The organism is Ornithinicoccus hortensis, assembly GCF_006716185.1.
GTDB classification, from domain to species: Bacteria; Actinomycetota; Actinomycetes; order Actinomycetales; family Dermatophilaceae; genus Ornithinicoccus; species Ornithinicoccus hortensis.
This window is the reverse complement of the sequence record NZ_VFOP01000001.1, coordinates 3220462-3234171: the sequence shown is the minus strand read 5'-3', so window position 1 is coordinate 3234171 and position 13710 is coordinate 3220462. Positions and strand designations below refer to the sequence as shown.

Here is a 13710-nt window from a genome sequence, read left to right as displayed (position 1 = left end):
CCACGCTCACATGTCGGTGTGTCCACGTCGGTGGACGCGGTCCTCGACGCACGCTATCTAAATCGATTAAGGTGGTCAACCCATAGGCTGCCTCCCGGCAGTGGTCTCCGATTCGAGGGCGAAGGAGCTGGCGATGGCGGCCGGACGACCGAGCATCCGCGACGTCGCGCGCGAGGCGGGTGTGTCCACGGCGCTGGCCAGCTTCGCCCTCAACGACCGGGCGGGCGTCGCGGCGGAGACCAAGGAGCGGATCCTGCGGGTGGCCGGTGAACTCGGCTACCGGCCGGACCCGACGGCGCGGGCGCTGCGGACCGGTCTGACCGGCAGCTACGGGCTGATGGTCCGCAACATGCAGAACCCCTACTTCCTGGAGGTCTTCCGCGGGGCCCAGGACGCGGCCTCGGCGCACAACAGCACCGTCTTCGCGGTGGACTCGGCATACTCGGTCGAGCGCGAGCGGGAGCACGTCCACCACCTCGCCCAGCAGCGGGTGGACGGCCTGGCCATCGCCCCCGTCGGGTCGGGCGACGCGGTCGACCTGTGGCAGGAGCTGTGCCCGGGCAAGCCGGTCGTCGTGGTCAACGCGGTGGCGCACCAGGAGGGCATCACCCGGGTAGGACCGGACAACGTGGCCGCCGTCGACCTGGCCGTCGAGCACCTGCACGACCTCGGCCACCGGCGGATCACCTTCTACTCCGCACCGGCCGGGGTGATGGCCGACCACGACCGGCTCGAGCGCTTCGAGCAGCGGTGCCGGGAGCTCGGCGTCGTGGCGCACCCGGTCGAGACGGCGCTCAACCTGGATGCCGCCTACCGGGTGACCTGCGAGCTGCTGGACGGCCCGGAGCCCCCGACCGCGATCGTGACCAACTCCGACTTCACCGCGCACGCGGTCTACCGGGCGGCCCGGGACCGTGGCGTGCAGGTGGGTGCCGAGCTCTCGGTCATCGGGCACGACGACCTGGCCACCTCCGCGCTGCTCGACCCGCCCCTGACCACGCTGCGGCTGGACCGGTTCGCGCTGGGCCGGGCGATCACCGAGCGGCTGCGGCCGCACGCCCGGTCCGGCGACTACGTGCAGCCGGTGACGCTGGTGGTGCGCGGCTCCACCGCACCGCCGCACTAGGCACGCCCTCGCGGGTCGCGCAGCAGCAGCTCGACGTTGCGGTCCACGGCGCTGCCGTGAGCCTCGAACCCGCCGACCCCGTGCGGGTCGTTGGCGGCCAGGGCCCGGTGCCACCCGGCCAGGTCCTCGACGGTCTCCACCGAGGACGGGCGCAGCGGCCCCTCGTGGTCCAGGATGGTCAGCCGGAGCGAGAGCAGCCCGTCCCCGTGGTCGAGCAGCTCGACCAGCCGGCCCTGCGTCGGCCAGTCCATCACCGAGGAGGTGCTGATCTCCCAGTAGCCGCCGCCCCCGGGCCCGGTGTGGGCGGTGATCCGGTTGCGGTGGATGTGCCCGCTGAACCAGGCGATGACGTGGGGGTGGGCCAGCAGCAGCTCGCCGACCTCCTCACCGAGCACCCGGGCCTCGGTCTCCTGGTCCGCCCCCGGTGCCAGCAGGTCGTTGGTCATCGAACTGCGCGGGTGGTGGGAGGCGACGACGACCAGCTCGTCCGCCGCGGTGGCCGCCCGCAGCTGCTCGCCCAGCCAGGCGAACTGCTCCCGGTCCAGGCTGCCCTCGAAGACGCCGGCCGGGTTGGTGCTGTCGAGCACCAGCAGCCGGATCCCCTCGAAGCCCTGGTAGGCGTAGTAGGCGGTGCCGTCGGCCAGGTTCTGGTCGGTGAAGCCGTGCCCGTCGGGCAGGCCCCGGTCCCAGTGCGCCGCGACGTACTCGGCCCGGCTCACCGGGCGCCGCCGTGGGTCGGGGTCCACCTCGCGGCGCAGCTCCCGGAAGGCGGGCATCGGGTCGCCGGTGAAGTCGGCGACATCTTCGGCCCGCACCGCGGTGACCTTGCGGTGGCCGAGCGTGATGTCGACCAGCTCGGGCGTGGCCGGCACCCGCCCCTGGATCAGGCCGTCGTGGTTGCCGAAGCAGGTGAGCCAGGGGATCTCCAGGCCGCTGGCCTCCAGCGGCTGCAGCGCACGGGACAGCAGGCCCGGCACGACGGGGAAGCCGTGCGCCCGACCCCACCGGTTGTCCGGGTCCTCCGGTGCCCAGGCCCAGTCGACGCTGCCGTCCTGGTAGCCCTGGTAGGCCGGCCCGCCGGAGTCCAGGTCGACGGTGCCGCCGCTGAACAGCCGCAGGAAGGCCTGCACCTCGTTCTGCTGCATGTTGTCGACGTTGTCGCCGGTGGTCACCACGGCCTGCAGCGGCGCGCCGGTCACGGCCGATCCCGGGTGCTCGTTGAGCCGCCGCACGAGCAGCTCGGTCGCGTGGGCCGCGAGCAGCTCCTGGGGACGCTGCATCGGCAGCATCAGGGTCGTCTCGGGCCGTATGCCGAGCTCGTGCACCGCCTCCAACCGGGAGGGGGACTGGGCGTCGATCAGCTGCACGTCGGTCAGGTGCGCCACGTGCCACAGGCTGCGCGGCGTCCCGGACGGCGTCCCGCCGGTGAGGTCGGTGCGCACGATGTGCGGCTCCGGAGGCCCGGCCGAGAGCCCGTGGTAGGGCGCCAGGTTGCCCTGGGTCAGCACCTCGGCGCGCACCACCGGCCGGTCCGGGTGCATGCGGTGCTCCGGTGGGGTCCCGGCCCCGTGGCCTGTCGTCATGCGGTCGCTCCCAACGTCGTCTGCTGTCTGGTCTGTGTGTGGGCGTGTCTGGGTCTGGATCGGGTCAGTGGCTGCGTTTCACCGCGCCGTCGGCCAGCGCGTCGGCCGCCTCGCCCAGCCGGAGCCCGACCACGTCGAGGCGGCGCAGCAGCTCGCGGTTCTTCAGCGCCGCGGCGTCGATCGGGCCGCTCAGCGTCCGGGCCACGGACTCCTGGTAGAGCCGGCGCACCTCGTTCTTGCGCACCGCCAGCGACCGGGTCCGGATCTGCAGCGGGTCGTGGGCGATCGCCGAGATCGCGGTGTCCAGGTCGGACAGGCCCTCCCCGATGGCGACCAGCATCTCGTCCTGCCCCGGACCGGGGGAGATGTCGAAGAGCGCCAGCTCGCGGACGTAGTCCTGCAGGTTGTCCAGGATGTCGTCGATCGAGCGGGACAGCCGGAACAGGTCCTCCCGGTCGATCGGGTTGGCGAAGGCCGAGGCGAGCCGGGTGACCGCCGCCGAGCGGCGCCGGTCGCCCTCGTGCTCCACCCGGGCCATCTCGGACCGGGCATCGTCCAGCGGGGCGGACCCCGCGACCGCGGCCCGGGCCACCTCCACCCCGTCGATGGCCGAGGCCACCTGCTCCCGCAACAGGGTGACCAGCGGGGCGTCGGGACGGCGGTTCAGCGCCCGGGAGATGCGGGAGAGCAGCTTCACAGCGCACCCCCGGCCCGGAGGCCTCCGGCCACGGCCGCCGCGATCCCGAAGGTGAGCGGCAGCGTGACGACCCAGGCGACCACGATGGTGGAGACCTGGGGCCAGCGGACCCGGCCCAGGCCCTGGCTGGCGCCCGCGCCGATCAGCGAGCCGGTCAGCGTCTGCGCGACCCCGACCGGGGTGCCGACCCCGGCCGACCCCAGCAGCGCCGCCGCCGTGGCGACCTCGGAGGTGACGGCATACACGGGGCGGACGGGCAGCACGCCCTGGCCGAGCCGGCGCGACATGCTGCGGTAGCCGGCCGCGCTGCCGAGGGTGAACAGCACCCCCAGGGCGACCAGGAGGAGGGTTGGGGCCGCCACCGAGCCGGAGGCACCCTGCCCGGTCAGGCCCAGGGCCACCGCGCTGATCGCCAGCATCTTCTGCCCGTCGCTGGCGCCGTAGCCCACGGCCAGGGCGGGGAAGGACAGGGCGTGCACCCGGCCCAGGCTGCGGCTGACGTGGCGCGAGCGCAGCCGGCGGGCGAAGACGGCGATCACGAACGCGGCGAGCAGGCCGCCCAGGACCGGGGCGAGGGCCATCATGCCCAGCACGATCAGGACCGAGTGCCAGGCGATGCCGGTGCCCGAGGCGGCGCCGTAGCCGGCGATCGCGCCGACGAAGGCCAGGGTGAGCCCGGTCGGGATGCCCAGGCGGGTCAGGCCGAGCACCACCAGCAGGCTGACTAGCACGGCCACCAGCATGCCGGTCTCGGATCCCTCGCCCTCCCACGGGACCATCTCCCCGGCGAACCGGGCCGCCACGCCGGTGCCGACCAGGACCGGTCCGAGGGCGACGCCCAGCCCGAGCAGCAGCAGCCCGAGGACGTGGCCGATCGAGTCCAGGGTGATGGTGGCGGCGAGCATCGTCGCGCCGGTGTTGGCGCCGTTGACCAGGGCGAAGGCGACGGCCGCCGCGAGCAGGGCCCAGTTCACCGGTTCCCCCGGTGGTCAGTAGGCATAGAGGTCCAGCAACCGGAGCTGCGGCGTGAGCACCGCCACCGAGTCCCCGTCGTTGTTGAGCACGTTGCGGCCGAGGTCGTTGTAGTAGCGGTCGGCGGTGTTGGTGCCGGGCCCGGTGTAGACGCGCAGCTCGCCACCGGGCGGGATGACGTAGCCCTCGCCCACGGTCAGCCGGTTGACCACGGCGTCCTGCAGCAGGTAGCCGCCGACGTCGATGGCCCGCCCCGAGGTGTTGGTGAGCACGACGTGCTCGCCGGTCTCCGGCTGCAGGTCGTCGCCGGGGACGTCGGCGACCACGTCCAGCACCTCGATGCCGTTGGCCATCGGGAGCGGGTCGTGCCCGCGCAGCAGACGGGTCATCTGGGTGGGGAAGTCGCTGATCACCTGGTCCACGCACAGGTCCGCGGCGGCCTGCACGGCCTCCGGGGAGTTGAGCGTGTAGACGCTGAAGCTCAGACCGTGCGCCCGGACCCGTTCGATGTCGGCCGGGTCGAGCGTGCGGTAGTTGGTGACCACACCGTCGGCGAACCCGGCCCACCGCTCCAGGGTCTCCTCGTCCTCCGGGATGGTGCCGACCTGCAGCACCGGGATGTCGGGCGCGAGCTCGTGGAAGGTGGTCAGCGAGGCCTCGTCGAAGGAACTCACCACCACCTGGTCCTGCGCGATGAGCCGTTGCCAGGTGCGGTTGGTCGCGAGCTCCTGGGCCAGCACCGCCTCGACGCCGGGGGAGTTCTCGGGGCTCTTCAGCTCGATGTTGACGGTGACGTCCGACCCGGCGAAGGGACGGGCCGCCTCGTTCAGGTGCGGAATGCGCTCGCCCTCATAGCGGGGGGAGAAGTAGCTGCCGGCGTCGAGCTGGCGCAGCTCGGCCCAGGTGAAGCTGGTGATCGGGTCGCCCGCCCGCTCCGGGAACACCTCCGCCACGTCGGTCGTCCGGCTCCCGGTCCCGTCGTGGAACAGGAACGGCACCCCGTCGGCGCTGAGCTGCACGTCGGTCTCCACGACGGTCGCCCGGCTGGTCCGCGCGTCCCGGAAGCTGGCCACGGTGTTCTCCGGGCTGGTGCCGCCGGACCCGCGGTGCGCCACGATCTCCGGCGCCGCGCAGTCGGTCGGGTCGGCCGTCGCGTTGGCCGTCGCGCCCAGCGGCGCGGCCACCGCCACCAGCGCGGTGGCGCTGCCGATCACCGCCCCCCGGACGACCTTCGTGCGGATGTATGTCGTTGCGCGCCTCATGCCGGCTCCGTTTCCGTGGGATCCTCAGCAGGCTATCTAAATCGTTTTAGGTCCGCAACGGGTTCGCCCGTGTGGAAACTTTTGGGTGCCATAGGCCCCACTTGTTCACACGCGAGTGATTCAAGGGCCGGGTGAGGCGGAGGTCGCGGTCGCCTCATGAGGGTTTCGGCGCACCGTTCCTGGCTCATTACAGGTTGGTCAAGATTTTCCCTAGCCGTGGAGCCGGAGTCGCACTACGATGGGAGGCAAGCACCGAGGGCCACGGGCTGCGCTAGGAGCATGCCATGGCGACGTATTCGATCGAACAGATCTACCAGGTTGCGCTGGAGGCCGGCTTCAGTCCGAGCCAGGCGACCACCTGGACCGCCATCGCCCTTGCCGAGTCGGGGGGAAACCTCAGCGCGGTCAACGACCAGGGCGAGGACTCCCGGGGCCTGTGGCAGGTCAACATCGACCCCGCGGTGCGGACCAACCAGTGGGGCGACCTCTCCGATCCGCGGGTCAACGCCCGCGCCGCCTTCGACATCTCCCGGGGCGGGATCGACATGCGGCCGTGGACGACCACGCACGACTTCAACAAGGGGACGGCCCACGACTACCGGACCTACCTGGACGACGTCGAGGCCGTGGTCGGCGTGCCGGGCGACTGGTCGGGGGTGTCCGGCTACAACGCCCCCGCACCGACCGGCCCGGCGCCGGAGCCGCCCGTCCCACCGGTCCAGCAGGCGCCGTCCCAGCAGGTGCAGCAGGCGCAGCAGCAGACGGTGACGGCGGCCGTGACGGCCGGTATGCAGACCGATACCGACGGCGACGGCCTCACCGACGCGTTGGAGCAGGCGGCCGCGTCGGACCCGACGGTCGCGGACACCGACGGTGACGGGCTGTCGGACGCGATCGAGGTCGGTGTGCTGCGCAGCGACCCGACGAAGATCGACACCGACGGCGACGGCCTGTCCGATGCCCGGGAGTACCTGTTGGGCACCGACCCCACGCTGCGGGACACCGACGCGGACGGGCTCACCGACGCGGCGGAGGTGAGTTTCGGCACCGACCCGCTCGTCCAGGACGCCGGGGACGGGGTGCCGCTGCCCGACCCGCCGCCGCCCGAGGCGCCACTCACCGAGCCACCGCTCAACGTCCAGCCACCCGCCGCCCCGGCTGACGGCATACCCCCTCCGTCCACGATGGCGCCGACGGTGACGAGCGTGTCGTACCACCCCGCCGACGGTGCAGGCGCCACGGCGGACGCGGCCCCGACCTGGGGCTCCGCGACGAGCGCGGCCGACGGATTCGTCGACGCGGCCCTGGCCCAGTTCGGCGACGAGTACGTCTTCGGGGCCACCGCGGTGGGGCCGGACCCGACCGCCTTCGACTGCTCCGAGCTGGCCCAGTGGGCGGCCGAGCAGGTGGGCGTGGACATCCCGCGCTCCTCGCAGGAGCAGTACCTCTCGCTGAAGTCGCAGGGCTCGCTGATCTCGGTCGAGGACGCCCTGCACACCAAGGGCGCCCTGCTGTTCTACTTCCCCTACGAACCGACCGGGGGGTCGCGGCCCCCGGGGGCGCACGTCGCGATCAGCCTCGGGGACGGCCGCACCGTCGAGGCGAACCCCGGCACCGGGGTGACCGTGCTGGAGGCCGGCGACCGGTTCCGGTATGCCGGCGTCATCCCGGGGATGACCGAGGACCCCGTCCCGGTGCCCACCACCCCGGTGGTGGCCCCGCCGCCGGCGCCGCAGCCGGAGGCGCCGGTCGGCACCGGCTACGACCTCATCGACGCCGGGTTGCCGCCGGACCAGTCGGTCGACACCGACGGCGACGGTCTCACCGATGCCTTCGAGGCGCTGGCGGGGACCGACCCGACGGTCGCGGACACCGACGGCGACGGGCTGAGCGACGGGTACGAGGCGATCGCCTCCCGGACCGACCCGCTGTCCGCGGACACCGACGGCGACGGGATCGGGGACGCCCAGGAGGTGGCCGAGGGCACCGACGCGGGCTCGCTGCCCGGGATCGCCGGCGTCGTGGGCCGGGGCGAGTTCGCCGAGAACATCCGCAACGGCTTCGTCGACACCGACGGCGACGGGCTGTCGGACACCTACGAGATCCGGACCGGGCTCGACCCCACCTCGGCCGACACCGACGGGGACGGGCTCTCCGACGCCTGGGAGGTGGCCCGGGGCAGCAACCCGTTGCTCGTCGACTCCGACGGCGACGGACTCACCGACGGATTCGAGCAGGCCGCCGCGGCCGGCGACCCGGACTGGTCGTCATGATCCCCGCGCCTGTGCGGACGGTCCCGGTGACCGTGCCGTTCAAGACGCGGTGCCCGAAGCCGGTGGGCCTGGTCCGCGCCCGGCTCGAGGACGCCCTGCTGTCCCCGGACTCCCCGGGAACGGCCCTGGTGGTGGCGCCCCCGGGGGCCGGCAAGACCACGCTCCTGGGCCGGGTGGCGGCCTCCGTCGGGAGCGCGGCCTGGTTCACCGCGGGGGTCGAGGACCACGACGAGCCGGCGGTGGTCCGCTACCTGGCCCGGGCGCTGCTGGGCCCGGACGGGCAGGACCTCCCGGCGGGTGCGGGGGTCGACGCGCTGCTCGCGGCGCTGGGTGACGACCCCGCCCGGGACGGGTCGCTGCTCATCGTCGACGACGTGCACGCCCTGGCCGGCACCGCGGCCGAGGACGCGCTGGAACGCTTTCTGCTGCTGCGCCCCGCCTCGGTCCGGGTGCTCCTCGGGTCGCGGCGGCCGCCCTCCTTCAACACCAGCCGGATGCTGGCCTCGGGCGACCTGGTCGAGCTCTCCGGGGACGACCTCCGGTTCCGGTCCTGGGAGGTCGAGGACCTGTTCCGCAGCGTCTACGACGAGCCGTTGGCCCCCGAGGCGGCCGCCCTCCTGTGCCGCCGGGTCGGGGGTCTCGCCGCCGCGCTGCAGCTGTTCCACCTGTCGGTGCGCGGGCTCACCCACGTGGAGCGCGAGGCCGAGGTGGTCCGGCTCAACGGCCGGTCCCGGCTGATCCGGTCCTACCTGGCCAGGACGGTGCTCGACGGGCTCTCGCCCGAGCACCGGGAGTTCCTGCTCCGGACCGCGCCGCTGGGGATCCTGGACCCCGCCCTGTGCGACGCACTCCTGGACCGGGGCGGCAGCAGGAGCGTGTTGCGTGGCCTGGAGTCCGGGCAGCTGTTCACGACCACCCCCGACGAGGGCCTCACCTACCGCTACCACCAGGTGCTGCGCGACCATCTGGAGGTGGTGCTCGAGGACGAGCTGGCGCCCGCCGAGGTCACCGGGCTGCACGCCCGCGCCGCCGCCCTGCTGGAACGCGCCGGGCACCACACCGAGGCGCTGCGGGCCTACAAGCGGGCCGGTGACTGGGGTGCCGCCGCCCGGTTGGTCCGGGAGCGTGCCGGGGTCGCCGACCCGGACGTCGGCCCGCTGTCCTCGGGAGCCCTGGACTCGGCCGAGCAGAACGATCCGTGGCTGGCCGTCGCCCGGATCCGCCGCCTGCTGCGGCAGGGCTCGATGGAGGCCGCGCTGGTGGCGCTGCGCCTGGTCGAGGCGGCCGCCGACGACCCCGACCTGGCCGCGCACTGCGCCGCGCAGCGGCTGCAGGCCGGCGCCTGGCTGGGCGGGCGGGCCCCCACCGCGGACGTGTCCCGCTCGCCGCTCGGTGCCGTGCGGGCGCTGACCCGCAGCGTCGGGCCCCCGGTGCCGGCGGCAGGGCCGGACGGGGACGCCGACCCGGTATGGGGTGTGGTCGCCACCATCGGGCACCTGCTCGCCGGGCGGGTCGCCAGGGCGCGGCTGGAGCTGGACCGGGCCTATCCCGACCTCACCGACGGCACCTGGCCCAAGATCGCCGCGGGGCTGCTCGGCGCCCTGATGGAGGTCGGGGCCGCCGGTCACCGGCGGTCCTGCTGCGCCACCCTGGAGGACCTGAGCCTGACGGCCGACGTCGAGGGGTACCCGTGGCTGGCCCGGGTCGCGCAGGGGCTGCAGGCCTGCCTGGTCCTGGAGACCGCCGGCCAGTCCTGGCGGATCGCCGCGTGCCGCAGCGCGATCGGCGCCTGCCAGCGGGACCAGGACGCCTGGGGCGAGCTGGTGATCCGGGCGGTGACGGCGGTCGCGCTCGCGCGCCAGGAGGAGTATGCCGAGGCGCGCGACCACCTGGACCGTGCGGCGGCGACGGCGGCCGAGCTGGGCGCGCCGGCCCTGGAGCTGTGGGTGCGGGCGCTCGTCCTGGCGGTGGACGCGGCCGCCGCGGGCGCCCCGGTGCCCGCGCCGGACCGGCTCGTCTCCGGCCTGGCCCGCGAGGCGGCGGTCGACAACGTCGCGACGGTCCTGGTGGCCTGCCGCGCGGCGGTCCAGCCCAGCGCCGCGCGCCGGGCCGAGGACCCGGGGGCGCGAGCCCCGGAGGCCCGGGTGAGCTGCCTGGGGGCGTTCCGGCTGTGCTACGGCAGCGACGTCGACCTCCTGCCGCTGCGCCCGCGGGCCCGGCTGCTGCTGATGCTGCTCGCCATGAACCACGGCGTCGACGTGCACCGGGAGCGCCTGATCGACGGGCTGTGGCCGGACGCGCAGCTCGGCGTCGGGACCCGCCGACTGCAGGTCGCCGTGTCCAGCATCCGCCGGCTGCTGGAGGACCACGGCCTCCCGGCGACGGTGGTCCAGCGGCACGGTGACGCCTACCGGTTGCAGCTGCCGGGGGCCACCGTCGACGTCCAGGACCTGGAGCGGGGGACCACCAGCCTCGAGCGGGCCTCGGCGACCGCCGACCCGGCGGAGCTCGCCGAGCAGGCCGGCGCCCTGATCCGGCTCTACCGCGGCGACCTGCTCCCGGAGGTCGGGGCGGCCGAGTGGGTGGTGGACGAGCGCGACCGGCTGCGGCTGGGCCTGGCCGGTGCCCTGGCCGCGTCGGCCCGCGCCTGCCTGGACCGGGGCCGACCGGACCTGGGGCTGTGGCAGGCGCAGCGGGTCGTGCAGCTCGACCCGTTGCGGGACACCGCCTGGCTCGTGCTGGCCCGGATCCAGCAGCAGCTGGGGGACCACAGCGCCGCCCAGGTCACGCTGACCGAGCACAGCCGGGTGCGGGACCTGGTCAACGTGCACGTGGTGGCCCCGCTGACCGCCTCGGCTAGGGCGATACCTCGACGTGCCGCAGCACGTGCGCCGGGGTGACCGCGGCCACGACCGCCTCGACCCGGTCGCTCTCCACACCGGGACCGACCCCGCTGACCCGCACGGTCACCGAGGGCACCGGCTCCCCGGGGAGGGCGGCGTGCGGGTCGGTGGACCACGCGGACCCACCGGACTCCTCGACGACCGCGGTGGCCCCGAAGAGCGCCTCCAGGGACAGCTGGACACCCCGGGGCGTGCCGAGCCAACCCTGCAGGTCGACGGCCGACTGCAGCAGCTCCCGTTGCCGCTCCACCGGCATCGAGGCCTGCACCGACATGCCGACCCAGTGCGCCAGCCACGGCACCAGGTCGTCGGGGGCGGTGGCCAGGTCCAGGTAGGCGGGCAGGTTGTCCAGCGTGCCGATGACCGGCGCCAGGACCTCGTCGAGCCCGGCGCACAGCCCCTGGGCGAACGCGTCCTCGGCATACAGGCCCGGCAGCGTCTCGCCCAGCGGGTGCGGGGAGACCAGGCCGGTGACGGTGCCGCGCATCAGCGCACCCGGACCTGGTGCTCGTAGGAGTAGACCAGCGACGTGGGGCCGAGGTCGACCCGCTGCACGGCCTTCTCCCGCCGCCCGCTGCCGGCCTCGGCCGGGAACAGCGCGATGCTGATCTCCTCGGACATGTCGACCCCCGGCACCCCGGCCAGGGCGGCATGCAGCTCGTGCGCCTGCACGTGCCGGCCGAACGGCCACCCGGTGCCGTCCGGGCCCCCGCGCAGTGGGTGGAAGTGCCGGTAGAGCGCCTGCAGCACCGCGTCGCGGACCTCCTGCGGGTCGTGTTGCGGGCGGGCCGTCACGCTCACCACCGCCGTCACCCACACGTAGTCCGGGGGCGTGACCAGCACCCGGGTGCCGATCAGCCGGCGGGTCTCCAGGCTCTCGCTGATCCGTTGCAGCATCGTCTCGGGAGGGTCCAGCTCGACCCGGTCGACCCGGCCGACCGGGTCGCTGGAGACGTGCGGCACCACCAGCAACCGCACCCCGCCGGCCTCCTCGGGCTCCTGGCTGGTGACGCACTGGACCCGGGCCAGGTCGGGGGCCACCTCGTGCGCCAGCTCCTCGAAGTCCTCGGCGGTCACCGCCCGCCCGCGCGACCGGAGCAGCATGGGGCCGCGCACCTTGGCGTCCTCCAGCGTCTCCGGGTCGGCCCCGCCGACCGCGGCGGACCGGTTCTCGACCCGCCCGACGTAGGGCACGCTGGACTTCAGCACCCGGATCTGGCCGGTGGCGACGTTGCCCCGCCGCCCACCGCCGCAGCGGTAGCCGCTGACCCGCACGGCGGCCCCCCGCGGGGGCACCGCGCCGTAGTGGCGCAGCCCGCCGTCAGCCTGCCGGACCGCGGGCCCGAACTGGACCTCCCCGGCATACGCGTCGAGACGGAAGTGGCGGTCCTCGGCCCCCGAGGCGGCGAAGTGGGCGACCTGCTCCCACAGCTCGGTCCCGGAGTCACCGACCACCTCGACGACCACGGGGTCGTCGGAGGGCACCACCGGGTGGCGCCGCAGCGGCATCCGCTGACCCGGGGTGCCGTCGGAGCGGCCGAGGTCCTCCTGGCCCACGACCTCGGCGTGCACGTAGCCGGTGGTGCCGCCGACGGTGACCGCCTCGATGCCCATGATCCGGGGGGAGGCGCTGTAGGTGGGCTGGTCCGGCTCCGCCTCGACCAACCGGCAGCGCAGCCAGCCGGCCCGGTGCCGGGCGATCACCGAGGCCTGGTGGGTGTCCGGGACGTGCAGCACGATGTCGCCGGGGCGGTTCAGCCCACCGGTCCCGTCGCTGTCGACCTGGCAGGCGACCCAGTCGCTGCCCTGCCACGCCTCCCACACCAGCGGCGGCCGGCGCGGGTCCACCCCGACCCCCGCCACGGTGCAGTCCATCCGGATCAGCACGGCGCAGGACGGGACCGGGTCGGAGAGCCCGACCAGCAGCTCGTCGCCGACCTCGGGCGACCGGGAGAAGCAGGCGAAGCCCTGGTCGCTGCCCAGCGCGCGGGTCGTCTCGGCGGGGTTCCCGCCGACCGTGCGCACCGCCGAGGCGGCGAACGAGCAGGGCACGATCTCCAGGTCCTGCACGGTGCTGAAGACCAGCGGTTCCTGCACGTCGGTGCGCGGCGTGGCCACCTCGGAGCCGGCGCGCACGAGGACCGGTTGCGGCTGCGGGGCGGACAACCAGAAGGTCACCGGCCCCCGGGCCGCTGCGGCCGACCGCAGCTCGACCCCGATCATCTCCAGGAACTTCACGTAGTTGCGGTCCGGCACCCGGTTCAACCGGTAGATCAGTTGGTCGACCATCTGCGCGAACGCCTCGATGAGTGTCACGCCGGGGTCGGACACGTTGTGGTCGGTCCATGCGGGGCAACGTTGCTGCACCAGCCGCTTGGCGTCGTCGACGAGTTGCTGGAAGCGGCGGTCGTCCAGGTCGGGGGCGGGGAGTACCACGGGGCACCACCTATTCCGGTGCGGGGCCCGGCAGGCCCTCGGGGACGTCGGGGATCACGTAGAACGGGAAGACCAGGTTGCGGGGGTCGTTGTCGCCGCGCAGCGTGTAATGGATGTCGACATACATCGTCCCCTCGGTCCGGGAGTCGAAGCTGATGCCGACGTCGAGCAGGTCCACCCGCGGCTCCCACCGCTCGATGGCCTCGCGGACGTCGTGCGCCACCCGCCCGGCCGTGGTCAGGTTCGCCGGGCCGAAGACGTGCTCGTGGATCCGGCAGCCGAACTCCGGCCGCATCGGGCGCTCGCCCGGGACGGTGCCCAGGATCAGCCGCAGCGACTCCTGGATCTCCCGGTCGCGGGCCACCAGCGCGATCCGGCCGGTCGCGTCGACGCCGAGCGGGTAGGCCCACCCGGCCCCCACGAAGTCGATCCCCGAGTCGAGGTAGCCGCTCATCTGC

Annotated in this window: 10 protein-coding genes; 3 read left to right on the top strand and 7 right to left on the bottom strand. The window is 74.1% G+C overall.

Annotated features, from left to right (window positions below; translation table 11 throughout):
• The first annotated feature begins 133 nt into the window (after positions 1 to 133).
• Positions 134 to 1126, top strand: a complete 993-nt coding sequence (locus tag FB467_RS15105; protein ID WP_141785836.1) for a LacI family DNA-binding transcriptional regulator — start codon at positions 134 to 136, stop codon at positions 1124 to 1126.
• Here the strand turns inward: FB467_RS15105 and FB467_RS15100 are convergent.
• The 4 genes from FB467_RS15100 to FB467_RS15085 form a co-directional block, all read right to left on the bottom strand.
• Positions 1123 to 2709 carry a TIGR03767 family metallophosphoesterase gene (locus tag FB467_RS15100; RefSeq protein WP_141785835.1) on the bottom strand — a complete coding sequence of 529 codons (1587 nt, stop codon included), beginning with the start codon at positions 2707 to 2709 and terminating at the stop codon, positions 1123 to 1125. The two genes, FB467_RS15105 and FB467_RS15100, sit on opposite strands and share 4 nt — an antisense overlap.
• Positions 2710 to 2773: 64 nt before the next feature.
• Complete coding sequence (locus FB467_RS15095) at positions 2774 to 3406, bottom strand: DUF47 domain-containing protein (RefSeq protein WP_170230773.1); 633 nt, start codon at positions 3404 to 3406, stop codon at positions 2774 to 2776.
• A complete protein-coding gene (locus FB467_RS15090; protein WP_141785834.1) occupies positions 3403 to 4380 on the bottom strand; it encodes an inorganic phosphate transporter in 978 nt (325 codons plus the stop codon). The genes FB467_RS15095 and FB467_RS15090 overlap by 4 nt, the downstream gene beginning before the upstream one ends.
• 15 nt (positions 4381 to 4395) lie before the next feature.
• Positions 4396 to 5640, bottom strand: coding sequence for a glycerophosphodiester phosphodiesterase family protein (locus tag FB467_RS15085; RefSeq protein ID WP_141785833.1), 1245 nt, complete (start codon positions 5638 to 5640; stop codon positions 4396 to 4398).
• A gap of 284 nt (positions 5641 to 5924) precedes the next feature.
• Here FB467_RS15085 and FB467_RS15080 point away from each other — a divergent pair, with 284 nt between their 5' ends.
• Both FB467_RS15080 and FB467_RS19400 read left to right on the top strand, forming a co-directional pair.
• Positions 5925 to 7913, top strand: coding sequence for an NlpC/P60 family protein (locus FB467_RS15080; RefSeq protein ID WP_141785832.1), 1989 nt, complete (start codon positions 5925 to 5927; stop codon positions 7911 to 7913).
• On the top strand, positions 7910 to 10813 hold the full coding sequence (locus FB467_RS19400) for an AfsR/SARP family transcriptional regulator (protein WP_170230771.1): 2904 nt from the start codon (positions 7910 to 7912) through the stop codon (positions 10811 to 10813). Before FB467_RS15080 ends, FB467_RS19400 begins: the two co-directional genes overlap by 4 nt.
• Here the strand turns inward: FB467_RS19400 and FB467_RS15070 are convergent.
• From FB467_RS15070 to FB467_RS15060, 3 genes are read right to left on the bottom strand one after another with little or no spacing between them, the layout of a single operon-like run.
• Positions 10770 to 11303 carry a phage tail protein gene (locus FB467_RS15070; protein WP_141785831.1) on the bottom strand — a complete coding sequence of 178 codons (534 nt, stop codon included), beginning with the start codon at positions 11301 to 11303 and terminating at the stop codon, positions 10770 to 10772. The two genes, FB467_RS19400 and FB467_RS15070, sit on opposite strands and share 44 nt — an antisense overlap.
• A complete protein-coding gene (locus tag FB467_RS15065; RefSeq protein WP_141785830.1) occupies positions 11303 to 13252 on the bottom strand; it encodes a putative baseplate assembly protein in 1950 nt (649 codons plus the stop codon). Before FB467_RS15065 ends, FB467_RS15070 begins: the two co-directional genes overlap by 1 nt.
• Before the next feature lie 10 nt (positions 13253 to 13262).
• Entirely contained in the window at positions 13263 to 13706 is a 444-nt protein-coding gene (locus tag FB467_RS15060; protein WP_141785829.1) for a GPW/gp25 family protein, read from the bottom strand.
• Positions 13707 to 13710: the final 4 nt, after the last annotated feature.